10 protein-coding genes are annotated in these 16,722 nt (G+C 64.5%); 5 read left to right on the forward strand and 5 right to left on the reverse strand.

All coding sequences use genetic code 11. The features are described from left to right. Positions 1–19 precede the first annotated feature (19 nt). The 4 genes from D0B32_RS09750 (at position 20) to D0B32_RS09765 (ending at position 9,952) form a co-directional block, all read left to right on the forward strand. Positions 20–6,142, forward strand: coding sequence for an alpha-2-macroglobulin (locus D0B32_RS09750; RefSeq protein WP_259294972.1), 6,123 nt, complete (start codon positions 20–22; stop codon positions 6,140–6,142). Positions 6,143–6,164: 22 nt separating this feature from the next. Next, on the forward strand, positions 6,165–8,525 hold the full coding sequence (gene pbpC / locus D0B32_RS09755) for a penicillin-binding protein 1C (RefSeq protein WP_117333748.1): 2,361 nt from the start codon (positions 6,165–6,167) through the stop codon (positions 8,523–8,525). Positions 8,526–8,719: 194 nt separating this feature from the next. Beyond that, the gene (locus tag D0B32_RS09760; protein WP_117333749.1) at positions 8,720–9,328 is read left to right on the forward strand and encodes a helix-hairpin-helix domain-containing protein; all 609 of its coding nucleotides are present in this window, start codon (positions 8,720–8,722) and stop codon (positions 9,326–9,328) included. Positions 9,329–9,523: 195 nt separating this feature from the next. Then, entirely contained in the window at positions 9,524–9,952 is a 429-nt protein-coding gene (locus D0B32_RS09765; protein WP_117333750.1) for a YidB family protein, read from the forward strand. Positions 9,953–10,267: 315 nt separating this feature from the next. Here the strand turns inward: D0B32_RS09765 and clpB are convergent, their stop codons facing one another. Both clpB and D0B32_RS09775 read right to left on the reverse strand, forming a co-directional pair. Next, complete coding sequence (gene clpB / locus D0B32_RS09770; RefSeq protein ID WP_117333751.1) at positions 10,268–12,865, reverse strand: ATP-dependent chaperone ClpB; 2,598 nt, start codon at positions 12,863–12,865, stop codon at positions 10,268–10,270. 117 nt (positions 12,866–12,982) lie between these two features. Further along, positions 12,983–13,510, reverse strand: a complete 528-nt coding sequence (locus D0B32_RS09775; RefSeq protein ID WP_117333752.1) for an Rrf2 family transcriptional regulator — start codon at positions 13,508–13,510, stop codon at positions 12,983–12,985. A gap of 309 nt (positions 13,511–13,819) precedes the next feature. Between D0B32_RS09775 and D0B32_RS09780 the strand changes: the two genes are divergently transcribed. Then, positions 13,820–14,356 carry a group III truncated hemoglobin gene (locus tag D0B32_RS09780; protein WP_117333753.1) on the forward strand — a complete coding sequence of 179 codons (537 nt, stop codon included), beginning with the start codon at positions 13,820–13,822 and terminating at the stop codon, positions 14,354–14,356. A gap of 66 nt (positions 14,357–14,422) precedes the next feature. Here D0B32_RS09780 and moaE read toward each other — a convergent pair whose 3' ends face one another. The 3 genes from moaE to glp are packed head-to-tail and all read right to left on the reverse strand — an operon-like array spanning position 14,423 to position 16,457. Next, positions 14,423–14,902, reverse strand: a complete 480-nt coding sequence (gene moaE, locus D0B32_RS09785) for a molybdopterin synthase catalytic subunit MoaE (RefSeq protein ID WP_117333754.1) — start codon at positions 14,900–14,902, stop codon at positions 14,423–14,425. Positions 14,903–14,940: 38 nt separating this feature from the next. Then, positions 14,941–15,198, reverse strand: coding sequence for a molybdopterin converting factor subunit 1 (moaD, locus tag D0B32_RS09790; protein ID WP_117333755.1), 258 nt, complete (start codon positions 15,196–15,198; stop codon positions 14,941–14,943). Between the two features lie 29 nt (positions 15,199–15,227). Then, positions 15,228–16,457, reverse strand: coding sequence for a gephyrin-like molybdotransferase Glp (gene glp, locus D0B32_RS09795; protein WP_117333756.1), 1,230 nt, complete (start codon positions 16,455–16,457; stop codon positions 15,228–15,230). Positions 16,458–16,722 lie beyond the last annotated feature (265 nt).

The following is a 16,722-nucleotide window of genomic DNA, read 5'->3' on the forward strand; positions in this document are numbered from 1 at the left end:
GTGGAAGTGGGCGGCATCAATGGTCACGCTTTCCGTGTTCGCCGTCTGCATGGCCGCGTTTGGCCTGTCCAGCCGGCATGCCGATGCCGCGCGCATTACCAGTGTGTCGCCGCAAGGCAAGGTCGCGCAGGTCCGCCAGGTGGTCGTCAAGTTCGACGAAGCCATGATCGCGTTCGGCTCGGCCACCGCCCCGCCTCCCGCGCAGGTGCATTGCAACGACGCCACCGCGAGCACGGGTCAGGGTCACTGGATCGACGAGAAAACCTGGGCGTGGGATTTCACCGCTGATTTGCCGCCCGGCATGCGCTGCACGGTCGACCTCAACGACGGCCTGAAAACACTCAGCAGCCATGCGATGACCGGCCCGCGCCGCTTCGCCTTTGAAACCGGCGGCCCGTTCGTGCAGGAAGCCAATCCGGACAGCGGCGAAATCGAAGAAAACCAGGCTTTCGTGCTTACGCTCAATGGGCCCGCCACGAACGCGTCGGTGCTGCAAAACGTCTGGTGCGAGTCCAGCGGCCTCGGCAATCGCATCCCCGTCAAGAATCTCGATGACGCCTCCCGCACCGCCCTGCTCAAGCGCTTTCGCCTCACCAAAGACGCCGCCCGCATCCTGACGCTGCAGTGTCAGCAGACCCTGCCTTCGGGCGCAAAGATGCAACTCGTCTACGGCGTGGGTGTGGCGAGTCCAAGCGGGCTCACGAACGACACGGAACGGCGCTTCGACTACACCGTGCGCGAGCCTTTCGCCGCCAGCTTTTCCTGCGAACGTGAAAACGCCAAGGCGCCGTGCACGCCGCTGCGGCCCGTGGAAGTGCGCTTTAACGCCCCCATCGCCCGCAGCGATGCTGAGAAACTGCGCCTCACTGGTCCGTCAGGCTCCATTGCGCCGACCTTCCGTCCCGATGACAAGGATGCCGAAACATCCACGGTCGAATTTGCCGCACCGCTGCCCGAGCACGCCGATCTGACCGTCGAGATCCCGGCGAATCTGCACGACGTCAGCGGGCGGGCGCTCACCAACGCCGATCTGTTCCCGCTCAAGACCAGCACGGCGCCCATGCCGCCGCTCGCTAAGTTCTCGTCGGGCACGTTTGGCATCGTCGAGCGTTTTGCCGAACCTGACATGCCCGCGCTCGTGCCGGTCACGCTGCGCAATGTCGAAGCCGATCTGCATGTGGCCGGTCTCAACGCCGGCAGCGCCCAGTTCACGCAATTGCGCGTCGATGCGGACACCGATATCCGCAACTGGATGCGTCTCGTGGATCGCTTCGACGGCTATGCCATGAACGTGTCGGATATCAACGCGCAGATGCCGGGCTTGCTGAAGCGCACGAAGCATCCGGTGTACGTGCCGCGCTCGCCCGACCAGTCCGCGGAAGACGACAACCGCAAGGATCCGCTCGTCGACATCCGCTCGCTGTCGCTGCTGGCTGGGCAGCGTGGCGTCGCGACACTCGACTTGCCGAAGGCCGACCCGAAAGCGCTGCGGCCGTTCGAAGTGGTCGGCGTGCCGGTGACGAAGCCCGGCTTCTACGTCATCGAACTGGCCTCGCCCGCGCTCGGCGCTTCGTTGCTGAGCAAGCCTGCGCCAATGTACGTGCGCACCGCTGTGCTCATCACCAACCTGGGCGTGCATTTCAAGCAAGGGCGCGAAAACAGCGTAGTGTGGGTCACGTCGCTGGACAAGGGCCAGCCGGTGCCGAACGCCGACATCCGCGTGAGCGACTGCAACGGCGCGCAACTGGCCACGGGCAAGACCGACGCCCACGGCCTGCTGAGCATCGACAAACCGCTCGCGCCGCTCTCGAAGTGCGGCGAGAAGAGCTTTGACGGCTTCTTCGTGTCGGCCCGGGTGGACGATCCCAAAACCGGCGCGGACATGGCCTTCGTGCGTTCGGACTGGAATCGCGGCATCGAATCCTGGCGCTTCAACGTCCCGACGGATACCAGCAGCGAACAGACGGTTCGCGCGCACACCGTTTTCGACCGCACGCTGCTGCGCGCCGGTGAAACGGTTTCGATGAAACATCTGATCCGCGTCGAAACGCTGCACGGCTTCGGCTTTCCCAAGCGCTATCCGACTCGCGTGACGATCCGTCATCTCGGCAGCGGCCAGACCTACCATCTGCCGCTCACGTGGGGCGCGGACCATAGCGCCGAATCGACCTTCGTGATTCCCGTCGCGGCGAAACTGGGCGAATATAGCGTCACGCTGGATGACGGCGACGCCAATGCCACGTCTGATAACGACTCGAGCAATGACAACGGCAGCGACAGCAACGACGACGCCGCGCCATCGCACATGAGCTACGAATCCGGCAGCTTCCGGGTCGAGGAATTCCGCTTGCCGGTGTTCAAGGGCTCCATCGCAGTGCGTGACGAGAAGACACATCCGCTGGTGGCGGCCAAAGCAGCACCGCTGGCGTTGCAGATCGACTATGTGGCGGGCGGCGCGGCATCGAATCTGCCCGTGCAGGTTTCCGCGCTGCTCAAGAGCACGACACCCGCCTTCGCCGACAGCTTCCCTGACTTCAGCTTCACGCCCTATACGCCGCATACCGGCGACGACACCGCGGCGTCCGATGACGAAGACACCGGCAATGACAGCCAGCCTGCCGACGACGGTTCAAAGCTGATCGCCGACAAGGAGGCCGTCACGCTCGATCGCAACGGCTCGGGTGCGCTCACGCTGAAGAACCTGCCGCACGTCGACGCGCCCAAACGGCTCGCGCTCGAAGCGACCTTCGCCGATCCCAATGGCGAAGTGCAGACCATCGCGGGCGGCACGACGTTGTGGCCGGCAGCCGTGGTGGCAGGCGTCAAATCGGGGCAATGGGTATCGGTGGGCAACGCGGTGCCCGTCAAGGCGCTGGCGCTCGATCTGCAAGGCAAGCCACGCGCCGGCGTGGCGCTCGACGTGCGTGGCATCGCGCGCATCACGACGACCTCGCGCAAACGCATGGTGGGCGGCTTCTATGCCTACGACAACCACACCGAGATCAAGGACCTCGGCTCGCTGTGCAGCGGCAAGAGCGACGACCACGGTCTGCTGTCGTGCGATGCAAAGCTGCGCGAGGCAGGCAATATCGACCTCGTCGTCACGGCGAAAGACGGCGACGGCAATGTGTCGAGCGCGACCACTTCGGTATGGGTCACGCGCGAAGATGATCTGTGGTTCGGCGGTGAAAACACCGATCGAATCGACGTCTTGCCGGAGAAAACCGCGTATGAACCGGGCGAGACCGCGCGCTTTCAGGTGCGCATGCCGTTCCGTTTCGCCACCGCTCTCGTCGCGGTGGAACGCGAGGGTGTGATCGAAACGCACGTCGTCACGCTGGACGGCAAGAATCCGACGGTCGAGCTGAAAGTGAACGAAGCCTGGGGACCCAACGTGTACGTGTCCGTGCTGGCACTGCGCGGCCGCATCCACGAAGTGCCGTGGTATTCGTTCTTCACGTGGGGCTGGAAAGCGCCGCTCGAATGGGCGCGTGCGTTCTGGTACGAGGGCCGTCAATACGAGGCGCCCACGCCGCTCGTCGACCTGTCGAAGCCGGCATTCCGTTATGGACTCGCCGAAATCAAGGTGGGCACGGCGGCTCACAAACTCGCGGTCAGCGTAACGCCGGATGCGAAGTCATACGCCGTGCGCGGCAAGGCCCATATCAAGCTGCAGGTGCGCATGCCGGACGGCAAGCCTGCGCCGGCCGGCACGCAGATCGCCGTGGCGGCTGTGGACGAAGCCTTGCTCGAACTGATGTCCAATCAAAGCTGGGACCTTCTCGATGCGATGCTGGAGCGCCGCGCCTACAGCGTCGAAACGGCGACCGCGCAAATGGAGATCGTCGGACGCCGCCATTTCGGCCGTAAGGCCGTGCCGGCTGGCGGAGGCGGCGGGCATACCGCGACCCGCGAGCTGTTCGATACGCTCTTGCTGTGGAATCCGCGCGTCACGCTCGACGCCAACGGCGCGGCCTCGCTCGACGTGCCGCTCAACGACGCGCTCACCAGCTTCCGGATCGTCGCGATTGCGGCGGTCGGCGCGGGCCAGTTCGGCACCGGCAGCACATCCATACGCAGTACCCAGGATCTGCAACTGATCTCAGGTCTGCCACCGCTGATCCGCGAAGGCGACGCGTTCCGCGCCCAGTTCACGGTGCGCAACACCACGCCGCGGGCGATGCAGGTGGTCGTCACGCCGAATGTGACGGGCCTCACGCTCGCCCCGCAAACGGTCGATCTCGCCGCTGATTCGGCGCGCGAAGTTGCATGGAACGTGACTGCGCCGGACGGTGTGGCCGACGCGCCCTCCCCGGCGCTCACGTGGAATGTGAGCGCCGCCGAGCAAGGCGGCCCGCATGCGAGCGACGCCGTCAAGATCGCGCAGCGTGTCACCGCCGCACTGCCCGTTACGGTCCAGCAGGCCACGCTCACGCAGATCGACGGCACGCTGTCACTGCCCGTGGCCGCGCCGCCGGATGCCACGACGACGAACGCGGGCGCCGTGCGCGGCGGCATTGCGATCGCCTTGCAGGCGCGGCTTGCGGACGGCATGCCGGGCGTGCGCCGCTGGTTCGAACGCTATCCGTACAACTGTCTCGAACAACAGACCTCGCGTGCGCTCGGTTTGCGCGATGCGGCGCAATGGCAGGCCGTGATTGCGCGGATGCCGGTTTATCTGGACGGCGACGGCCTCGCCAGTTACTTCCCGCCGAGTGACGATAGCGGCAATCACGGCAGTCCGACCCTGACGGCGTACCTGCTGGCCGTCAGCGACGAAGCATCGAAACTCGACGCGCGCTTTGCGCTGCCCGACGACCTGCGCGGCAAGCTCACAGGCGGTCTGGTGGGCTTTGTGGAAGGCCGTATCGAGCGCAACACGTGGGCGCCGCGCAAGGACCTCGACTTGCGCAAGCTCGCGGCGCTGGAAGCGTTGTCGCGCTACGGCATGGCGCAGCCGCGCATGCTCGGCTCCATCGAAATCGCGCCGAACCAGTGGCCGACCTCGGCGCTGCTCGACTACTACGCCATCCTCTCGCGTGTGCCAGGTATCGCGCAACGCGACGACAAACGCGCGCAGGTCGAACAGATCCTGCGGGCACGGCTCACGTATCAGGGCACGCGCCTCACCTTCTCCACCGACGCCGGCGACGACCTGTGGTGGCTGATGACGGGCCCCGAGGACAACGCCGCGCGCACCGCGCTGACGTTCGTCGATGCGCCGGCATGGAAGGACGAGATGCCGCGCCTCGTGGCAGGTCTGCTCGCGCTGCAACGCAACGGCGCCTGGCAAACCACCACCGCCAACCTGTGGGGCTCGCTCGCGCTCGCGCGTTTCTCGCAGGTGTTCGAAAGCACGCCGGTCACGGGTCAGACGAAGCTGCAGTTTGGTACGTTCGACAAGACGATCTCGTGGGATCAGGCCTCTGCTTCGGCAAAGCCTGAGGCCTCGGCAACGGCTGGTGGTGCGCAGCCAGCCACGTCAACGGCTGCGCAAATGCCTTCAGCCACACCGGCCACGCGCTCCGCTGCCGCCCGCAGCGAATTGCTGCCGTGGCCCGCCAATGCCGCCAGCACAGCTACGCCGCTGACGCTCACGCACGAGGGCACCGGCAAGCCGTGGGCGAGCATCGAAAGCCTTGCGGCCGTCGCACTGAAGGCGCCGCTCGCGGCGGGCTATCGCATCACGCGGACGGTGACGCCGCTCGATCCGGCGGTGCGAGGCGTCTATTCGCGCGGCGATGTGGTGCGGGTGCATCTCGACATCGACGCGCAGACGGACATGACCTGGGTCGTCGTCAACGATCCCATCCCGGCTGGCGCGACGATTCTCGGTTCCGGTCTGGGTCGTGATTCCGAGGCTGCCACACAAGGCGAAAAGTCCGATCAGGATACGACGCCGGTATTTGTGGAGCGCGGCTTCGACGGCTATCGGGCGTTTTACGACTATCTGCCGAAGGGTAAATATTCGGTGGAATACACCGTCCGCCTGAACAACGTGGGCACGTTCGGTCTGCCGCCCACGCGCGTCGAAGCGCTGTACGCGCCATCGACCTTCGGCGCGCTTCCGAACGCGCCGGTCGTCGTGCAGCCCGCGCCCGTGGCAGCGGCGAGCGCGCCTGCTTCAGCTAGTGCGAAATGAACGGCGGAAACGAGTCGACGCGATGAACTCAGCCGACGCCAAACGCCCAGTTGCACCGTGCCGTTGGCGAACCGGCGTGGCTGGCGTCGCACGCGCAACCACAAGCGCTCGCGTCGTCGTAGCGTCGAGCCTGTGCGTCGTTTCGCTTGCGGCCCACGCGCTGCCCTCGTTCGACGAGGTCCGCGCGAACTGGCACAGCTCGGACTGGACGCTGCTGTCACGTGACGGCGAGCCGCTGCAACGCACACGCATCGACGCCAGTGAGCGGCGCGGCGACTGGGTCGTGCTTGCGGACGTATCGCCGGCATTACGCGAGGCCATCGTCGTCTCGGAAGACAAACGCTTCTATGCGCATAGCGGCGTCGACTGGCGCGGCGCGGCGGGCGCCGCGTGGGGCAATCTGTGGAATACGCGCACGCGCGGCGCCTCGACGGTCACCATGCAACTCACCGGGTTGCTGGACGACAACCCGCAACGTTCAGGACAACGTTCGATTACGCAGAAGGCCAGTCAGGCCGTCGGCGCGCTGTGGCTGGAGCGAAGCTGGCGCAAGGATCAGATCCTCGAGGCGTATCTGAATCTGGTGCCGTTTCGCGGTGAGAGTGTCGGCCTGTCGGCACTGTCCGCGAGCCTGTTCGGCAAAGCACCATCCGGTCTCGACGAGCGCGAGGCGGCCGTCGCCGCCGCCTTGATCCGCGCGCCGAACGCGCCCTACGCCAAGGTCAGCGCACGCGCCTGCCGGATTCTGCGCGACATGCAGGCGGCTAACGCGTGCGACAACCTCGACGGCTTCGTGCAACTCGCGTTTGCGCGCCCGGCGCCGGCTACACTTGCCATCGGCCAGGATGGCGACCTTGCGCCACATTTCGCGCGGCATGTCGCCGCCGAACTGCATCCAGTCGCGGGCGCCCGTATCCGCTCCACGCTCGATGCCAACCTGCAACGCTTCACGCGTGACACGCTCACGCGAACCCTGGTTGAACTGAATGCCCGCGCGCATCCACGCAACGTGCAGGACGGTGCCGCGGTGGTGCTCGACAATGCCACGGGCGAGGTACTCGCGTGGGTGGGTTCGTCGGGTGCGCTGTCGGGTGCGCGCGATGTCGACGCGGTGCTCGCATTGCGTCAGGCGGGCTCGACGCTCAAACCGTTTCTCTATGCCGAGGCACTCGACGAACGGCGGCTCACCACCGCTTCCCTGCTGGACGATGCCCCGCTCGATCTCGCAGCGGGTGGCGGCCTGTATATTCCGCAGAACTATGACAAGGACTTCAAGGGCTGGGTTAGCGTGCGCACCGCGCTGGGCTCGTCGCTGAACGTACCGGCCGTGCGCACCCTCGTCATGGTGACGCCGCACCGCTTCGCAAAAACGCTCACCACGCTCGGTCTGCCGCTTACGCAAAGCGGCGACTACTACGGCTACAGCCTCGCGCTCGGCAGCGCCGATGTCACGCTGCTGTCGCTCACCAACGCGTATCGCGCGCTCGCCAACGGCGGGCGCGTGGCGTCAACCTGCGACCTGCCACAGTGCACGCCCGCACCACACGGCGCTGCAACGCCTGTGGCACCCATGCCGCAACGCGTATTCAGCCCGCAGGCCAGTTTCATCATCACCACGGTGCTGGCGGACAACAACGCACGCACCCGCACGTTCGGCTTCGACAGTCCGCTTGCCACCCGCTTCTTTTCCGCTGTCAAGACCGGCACCAGCAAGGACATGCGCGACAACTGGACGGTCGGCTTCACTTCACGCTATACGGTGGGCGTGTGGGTGGGCAATGCGGACGGCACGCCGATGTGGGACGTCTCAGGTGTCACAGGCGCGGCGCCGATCTGGGCGGCGATCGTCGGCTATCTGCATCGGCGTGTGCCCAGCACTTTGCCCGCCGCGCCGTCCAATGTGATTCAAACTCGAGTCACGTTTGAAAACGACATCGAACCACCGCGCAACGAATGGTTCTTACAGGGCACGCAGACGCCCGTCGTGGGGCTCGCCGCGAACGCCAGCGGCGCGGCGCAGCGGGTCTCGACGCGTGGCACGGTGCGCATCGGCGCGCCAGCCGACGGCACCATTTTCGCGCTGGATCCCGACATTCCCGCGGCCCGCCAGCGCATTTCGTTCGAGCGCGCGAGCGGCGCCTCGACACAAAGCAACTGGCGTCTCGACGGCAAGCCGCTCGGCCACGCGACGCGCGTGCCGTGGCTGCCGTGGCCCGGCCACCATGTGCTGGAACTGGTGAATGCCGATGGCAGTGTCGACGATTCGGTGAACTTCGAAGTTCGCGGAGCCGTAGCGCGTGCGTCTGCCCCGAACTCAACTAGCACCACGCGCGCGGCGAGTGCAACGCACGCACCTATCGCGCCAAAAACGCCCCAAAGGTAGGCGGAATCTTTAAATATTGTTCGATGCGATTTACTTGTCACGAATCGATCGGTATAAATCGTCGGCTTTCAGAAATTGGGCGCGCGATTTATCCTATGCTTAAGCGCAGTGTCTGCTGAATCCAGCGCGTCGTTCCGCGTCATCCCGCGTCATCCGTTTCCGGCTAACTTTTTGCCCTCAATGGAGTGCTTGCCATGCTGAAGAAGCTGCTCATGCTGTGCGTTGCCTTGGCCCTGTCGCTATCAGCCGGTTTCGCTGCCGCGGTCGAAGTCAATTCCGCCGATCAGGCCACGCTCGAAACAGTCAAGGGTATCGGCCCGGTTCATGCAAAGGCCATCATCGACGAGCGCACCAAGAACGGCCCCTTCAAGGACGCTGACGACCTCGCCACCCGCGTGAAGGGTATCGGCACCAAGTCGGTCACCAACCTCGAAGCAGCGGGGCTCACCATCAACGGCTCGTCGGCGCCGCCGGCCGGCACCAAGGCGGCCACGAAGTCTAGTACCTCGAGCGCCAAATCCACCGCAGCCGCCACGACCGCTGCGCCTGCTGCGACGACGCCCGCTGCAACCACACCGGCAGCGACGACCGCCGCCGCGCCGGCTGAAGCATCGGCCAGCAAGAAGTCGAAGAAAAAGAGCAAGGGCGCGGCCTCCGACGCTGCGGCCACTACGGCAGCGACCGCCGCCACAGCGCCTGCGGCAGCGGCCAGCGCACCGATGGATGCATCGGGCAGCAAGGCTTCGAAGAAGAAGGCGAAGAAGAGCAAGGCGGCTTCCGCCGCAGCCGCATCGGGCGCCTGAATTTCTGCACGACGAACTGTTTCGCGGGATGTTTCATCCCCTGCTTCAGGCCCGACCTCGTGCCATTTACGAGCACACGACACGGCGTACGGTTTCATGCACGTTGTGTCTTCGATCCACCCGGTGCCGCGCAACCGCGCGGCGTTTCCACCCGCCGGCCTCGCATCTGAACACCGGCATTCAAGAGAGACTGTCATGAGCCTGTTCGACACTATCGGTTCCCTGCTGGGCCAATCGCCGGAAGGTGGTGGCCATCAAGCTCTCGTCACCAGCGCGCTCGAATTCGTCAACAACCAGCCGGGTGGCCTCAACGGCCTGATTCAGCAGTTCAAGGACAAAGGCGCGGGCGACATCATCGGCTCGTGGATCAGCAACGGCGAAAACCAGCCGATCTCTCCCGACACGCTGCACAACGTGCTCGGCTCGGATACGGTCACTAACCTTGCGGCCAAGGCAGGCGTTCAGCCGGATCAGGTGGCTGGACTGCTGTCGCAGATCCTGCCGCACGTGGTCAATGCCGCCACGCCGAACGGCGAAGTGCCCGCGGAAGGTCAGTTGAATTCGACAACCGTGCTGGGCGCGCTGGGTGGCCTGACGTCACTGTTCGGCAAGGGTAACGCCTGAGGTAATGTTCCAGCGCATGACAGGCGTTGGGCCAGTGCGCGTGGCAAACACGGCGTGAGGAATCGCCGTGGCGTTCAGCTCGCGGATAGCGAGCGGTGACGCCGCGTGGATAGTGCGCAAATGATGCGCTGACGATGCGCTGATGAATGAAGCGTTCATGCTTCGTTGCCTGCGCGCTGACCACTTTGCATCATCAGGGCGTACCGCACGCTGTCACGCAAGCGCTCGCATATAAAAAAGGGCAACGAATCGCTTCGTTGCCCTTTCTTTTTGCTTCTGGAGCGGCGCATGCATGCCGCCCCCTCGATGCCTCGCTTAGTGTACGACGCGGTCGAACACCAGCTTGCCGTCTTCCACTTCCACCGGAATCACGTCCTTCGGCCCGAACTTGCCAGCCAGGATCAGCTTGGCGACCGGGTTTTCGATTTCCTGCTGGATGGCACGCTTCAACGGCCGCGCACCGAACAGCGGGTCGTAGCCCACCTTGCCGATCACTTCCAGCGCCTCGTCCGACACCACCAGTTGCATGTCGAGCTTGGCCAGCCGGTCATGCAGACGTTGCAACTGGATCTTCGCGATGGACTGGATGTTCGAGCGATCGAGCGCATGGAACACCACGACATCGTCGATCCGGTTCAGGAATTCCGGACGGAAATGCAGCTTCACTTCTTCCCACACCGCATCCTTCACGGCTTCCTGCGGCTCGCCGACCATAGCCTGGATGACCTGTGAACCGAGGTTCGACGTCATCACGATGACCGTGTTCTTGAAGTCCACGGTACGCCCCTGGCCATCGGTCATGCGGCCGTCGTCGAGCACCTGCAGCAGTACGTTGAAGACGTCCGGGTGAGCCTTCTCGATCTCATCGAGCAGAATCACGCTGTACGGCTTGCGACGCACCGCTTCCGTCAGATAACCACCTTCTTCGTAGCCGACGTAGCCCGGCGGCGCGCCGATCAGCCGCGCCACGCTGTGCTTCTCCATGAACTCGCTCATGTCGATACGGATCAGATGATCTTCCGAATCGAACAGGAATGCCGCAAGCGCCTTGCACAGTTCGGTCTTGCCCACACCCGTGGGGCCGAGGAACAGGAACGAACCGTACGGACGATTCGGATCCGACAACCCGGCGCGCGAACGGCGGATTGCGTCGGCCACGGCCGAGATTGCCTCGTCCTGTCCAACCACGCGGTCGTGCAGCTTCGCTTCGATCTGCAACAGCTTTTCGCGCTCACCCTGCATCATGCGCGACACTGGAATGCCGGTAGCCCGCGAGACGACTTCCGCGATTTCCTCGGCACCCACCTGCGTGCGCAGCAAACGCGGACGCGTCGGATTGTTCTGCTCGTTCGCCTCGGCCAGCGTCACTTCCTTCAACTGCGCTTCGAGACCAGGCAGCTTGCCGTATTGCAATTCGGCGACCTTTTCCAGCTTGCCTTCACGTTGCAGCCGCGTGATTTCCGCACGCGTGCGGTCGATTTCTTCCTTCAACTGCGCGCTGCCCTGCACGGCCGCTTTTTCAGCCGTCCAGATTTCTTCGAGGTCCGAATATTCGCGGTTCAGACGATCGATTTCTTCCTCGATCAGTTGCAGACGCTTCTGCGACGCCTCGTCCTTTTCCTTCTTGACGGCTTCGCGTTCGATCTTCAGCTGGATCAGACGGCGATCGAGCCGGTCCATCTCTTCCGGCTTCGAGTCGATTTCCATCTTGATCTTCGACGCAGCTTCGTCGATCAGGTCGATGGCCTTGTCCGGCAGAAAACGGTCCGTGATGTAGCGATGCGACAGTTCCGCCGCTGCCACGATGGCCGGGTCCGTGATGTCGACGCCGTGGTGCAGCTCGTATTTCTCCTGCAAGCCACGCAGGATGGCGATGGTGGCTTCGACCGACGGTTCGTCGACCAGCACCTTCTGGAAGCGGCGTTCGAGTGCCGCGTCCTTTTCGATGTACTTACGGTATTCATCCAGCGTAGTGGCGCCCACGCAATGCAGTTCGCCGCGCGAGAGCGCCGGCTTCAGCATGTTGCCCGCGTCCATTGCGCCTTCGGCCTTGCCGGCGCCGACCATGGTATGGATTTCGTCGATAAAGACGATGGTCTGGCCTTCGTCCTTGGCGATGTCGTTGAGCACGGCCTTCAGCCGCTCTTCGAACTCGCCGCGGTACTTGGCGCCCGCCAGCAACGCCGCCATGTCGAGCGACAGCACGCGCTTGCCCTTGAGCGTTTCCGGCACTTCGCCGTTGACGATACGCTGCGCCAGCCCTTCGACGATGGCGGTCTTGCCCACGCCCGGCTCGCCGATCAGCACCGGGTTGTTCTTGGTGCGGCGCTGCAGGATCTGGATGGCGCGGCGAATTTCGTCGTCGCGGCCAATCACCGGGTCGAGCTTGCCGGAACGGGCCCGCTCGGTCAGGTCGACGGTGTACTTCTTGAGCGCCTCGCGCTGGCTTTCGGCGTCCTGGCTGTGCACCTGCGAGCCGCCTCGGACCGCCGCGATGGCGGACTCCAGCGACTTGCGCGACAGGCCGTGCTGGCGTGCGAGACGCCCTGCTTCGCCTTTGTCGTCGGCCACGGCGAGCAGGAACATTTCGCTCGCGATGTACGTGTCGTTGAGTTTTTGCGCTTCCTTGTCCGCCTGATTCAGCAGACCCGTCAGCTCGCGGCCAATCTGCACGTTGCCGTCTGTTCCCTGTACCTGCGGCAAGCGTGTGATGGCATCGTTCAGCGCGGTTTGCAGCGCCTGCACGTGCACACCCGCGCGCGACAGCAGCGAGCGGGCCGAGCCGTCCTGCTGCGCGACGAGTGCCGCGAGCAGGTGCAATGGCTCGATGTACTGATTATCGTGGCCGACCGCCAGGCTTTGGGCGTCGGCCAGTGCTTCCTGGAATTTCGTGGTGAGTTTGTCGATTCGCATCAAGCGTCCTCCAATTTCGATTGCTACCAAAATGAGGCGTTTTTTGCGGCTTTCAAGCGCTTTTTTGCACGCAACCGCAAGTTTTTAACAATTGACGGGTGGAACTGTTCGACGCCTTCAATCGACGCGCGGCGCCTCGCCGTCCGGCGGCACAACCAGCGCGACCGGGATGGTGCGTCCGATCCTGAGCAACGCCGCCAGCGGACCAGCGGGCTCGGCGAGTTCACCGATCGTATGGCCGTCCAGTTCCGAGAGAAACGCATGACGCGCCCTCTCCAGCACGCCCTTGAGCCGGCATTGCGACTCGATCACGCAATGCCGCTCATTGTGAGGGCTGCCCTGGCCATCCTGAGCGCCGTTGCGGGCATGGAAGCAGGCGACCAGCGCGAAATCGCTCTCCGTGGCCCGCACCACTTCGCCGACCGTCAGCGCACTCGAATGGTCGAACAAACGCAGCCCGCCGTTGCGGCCGCGCACGGTCTCGACCCAGCCGAGTTCGCCCAGACGCTGCACCACTTTCATCAGATGATTTTTGGAGATGCCGTACGCATCGGAAATATCCTGAATCGTCGATAATCCCTCACCGCGTACGGCGAGATACAACATCACCCGCAGCGAGTAATCCGTGTAGTCCGTCAGTCTCATGGGCGCAAGGTCTGGTGAGCGACGAGGGTCTACCGCAAGACCTTGTCGACGCGAGGGTTGTGGGGCGCGTGGCTTCGCCATACCATGCGGGAGTTTTGGCCATCGTCGCGCGGACGGCCCCTGCATGGATAGAGTGTAGATGGTTCCGTTTGCTGCCCGCGTAGTTGTCTTCGCAGGAAGCGCCATCATGCAATCCTGACGCCGGACCAGTGGTTGCGTCGCTGCGCTTTTGCCGGTCGCGCAGAGAGTGCGTGCCGCTCGCCGCCCTCGCCGTTGAATCGATTCTTCGCATTTTGTTTTGGTCACAGCATGAAGCCAGCCTCCCCCGCCGCCCCGCGGCAATCCGAACCCACCGAAGCCAATATCCGCGATCTGGTGTACGCGTTCTACGACCGCGTGCGCGTAGATCCGTTGCTGGGTCCAGTGTTCGAAGCAAAGCTGGCCGGCCGCTGGGATGAGCATTTGCCGAAGATGTGCACTTTCTGGGCGAGTCTCGTGCTCGGCGCAAAGCAATATCGCGGCAATGTCCAGCAGGCGCATCAACCGCTGGCGGGCATCGAGCCGCAGCATTTCAGCCACTGGCTGTATCTGTTTCTGGATACGGTGGAGGCGCGCTACGAGCCGGCTGCGGCGGTCCGCTTCATGGAACCGGCCCTACGCATTGCGCAAAGCCTGCAACTAAGCCGGTTCGGCTGGGATTACACCATTCCTGCCGAGCAGCAGGCGTTACTGGATCGCGTGGCGCCGCGTCGACGCAAGGACGAAGCGGACGACCCGCACCACACGAACACGCCGCGCGGCGAGCCGTTTCCAGCCAGGATCATTGGCCGCTCGCTCGACGAGTGAGTTGATTGACGCAGCGAGGCATGAAGCGGCGTATTAGCGCGCTTATTCCGCTCACGCCCTCAACCGCTACGCGTCGGACTTCGTATTGGTGGAGGACATACCCCAGCGTGCGAGGGCAGCGTCATCGCTTACACGGGCATCGACCCAGCGCTCGCCCTGTTCGGTCTTTTCCTTCTTCCAGAACGGCGCGTCGGTCTTCAGATAGTCCATGACGAATTCGCAGGACGCGAATGCGTCGCCGCGATGCGCCGCCGTCGTCGCCACTAGCACGATCTGGTCGAGCGGATAGAGCTTGCCCACCCGATGCACGATCAGCACCTCGATGCCCGGCCAGCGCGCCCGTGCGGCCTCCACGATCCCCTCCAGCGACTTTTCCGTCATGCCGGGATAGTGCTCGAGCTCCATCGTCTCGACCGTGCTGCCGTCGTTCAGATCGCGCACGGTGCCGACGAAGCAGGCCACCGCGCCGATTTTCGGATTCATGGCGCGCAAGGCAGCCACTTCCCGGCTCAGGTCGAAATCTTCGGTCTGGACACGCACCGTCATGGCGGATTCCTTGTTGGCGGAGTCTAGGTGGCGCTGCGTCAACCGCCCGTCACGGGCGGGAAGAATGCCACCTCGCAGCCTTCCGTGAGACGCGTACCGGCGTCGGTCATCACGTGATTGCAGGCCATCCGCAGTGCGCGGCCTTCAGCAAGCGTTTCGGCCCAGATGCCGCCGCGTACGCGCAGCCAGACGCGCACGTCGCCAACCGTCGCTACCGCGTCCGGGACGTCCACTGCTTCGTCGGCCGTTCCGAGTGCTTCGCGCACGCTTGCAAAATATTTCAACTGGATCTTCATCAGGTTCGCTGCCGGATGCTCGCGGCGTGTCAGTTCAACAATTCGGAAAAGGGAATAAAGCGCACGGTCTCGCCCGTGCTGATGGCGTGATTGGGCGGATTGTCGATCAGGCCGTCGCCCCACACCGTCGAAGTCAGCACCGCCGAACTCTGGTTCGGGAACAGGTCGAGGCCGCCCGCCGGGTTGATGCGTGCGCGCAAGAATTCGTTGCGGCGGTCGGCCTTCGATTGCGTGAAATCGGCGCGCAGCGACAACGCCCGTGGTGAGACGGTTCGCACGCCCATCAGCCTCAGCACGAACGGACGCACGAACAGCAGGAAGGTCACGAAGGTCGATACCGGGTTGCCCGGCAGGCCGATGAAGAAGGTTTCGGCGCTTTCCTGCACATTGGCCCGCCGCACCGCGCCAAATGCGAGCGGCTTGCCGGGCTTCATGGCGATCTGCCACATCGACAGACGCCCTTCCGCTTCCACCGCCGGCTTCACGTGATCCTCCTCGCCCACCGACACACCACCGCACGTCAGGATCAGATCGTGTGCCGCGGCCGCCTCGCGCAAGGTAGCGCGGGTTGCATCGAGACGGTCGGGCACGATGCCGTAGTCAGTCACTTCGCAGCCGAGTTTCTCGAGCAGTCCGCGTAACGTGAAGCGGTTCGAGTTGTAGATGGCGCCGGGCTTGAGCGGCTCGCCCGGCATGGTCAGTTCGTCGCCGGTGAAAAAGACCGCGACCTTGACGCGCCGAAGCACCTCCAGCTCCGCGCAACCCACCGAGGCCGCCAACCCCAGCGCCTGTGGCGTAAGCCGCGTGCCGGCAGGCAGTATCACCGAACCGCTATGGATGTCCGCACCCTGTGCGGTGACCCATTCGCCCGGATTCGGCATGTGCAGAATCGAGACGGTGTCGCCGTCGGCTTCGGTTTGCTCCTGGATGACGATTGCGTCCGCGCCCGGCGGCACGGTGGCGCCGGTAAAGATGCGCGCCGCGCTGCCGGCCGCCAGCGGCACCGGCGCGTGACCGGCCGGAATGCGCTGCGAGACCGGCAAACGAGGCGGCGAACCGTCCGCGCCTTGCGTCAGATCGGCGATCCGCACGGCGTAGCCGTCCATCGCGCTGATGTTCATGGGCGGCACGTCGAGCGGCGAGACCACATCCACCGCCACGACCCGGTTCAGCGCGTCGAGCGTGGGCACGGTTTGCGTGCCGTCCACGGAACGGGCGGCGCCGAGCAGCGTGGCGAGCGCGTCGGCAGTCGACAGCATGGGTGCACGAGGTGCGGAAGGCGGAGTCGTGGACATCGTCGGAGGGCGTGCGGAACGGAAAGGAATATTGTAGCGGCGCACGCGACGTGCCAGGGGCGAGCCGGCCTTATGAACCCCTTTCGAGACCCCGCCGTAACGGCGCCCGAAAACAAACCGGCCATGATGCGAGGCTTTTGCCTGTTGCTTCAGGCAAGCCCTGCATCATGGCCGAAGAATCCAGGCGTTCAAAGCGTGCCCGAATCCCGTTCGAGCCGCGCGGTAACCG

The organism is Paraburkholderia sp. DHOC27, from assembly GCF_003429005.1.
Classification (GTDB): domain Bacteria; phylum Pseudomonadota; class Gammaproteobacteria; order Burkholderiales; family Burkholderiaceae; genus Paraburkholderia.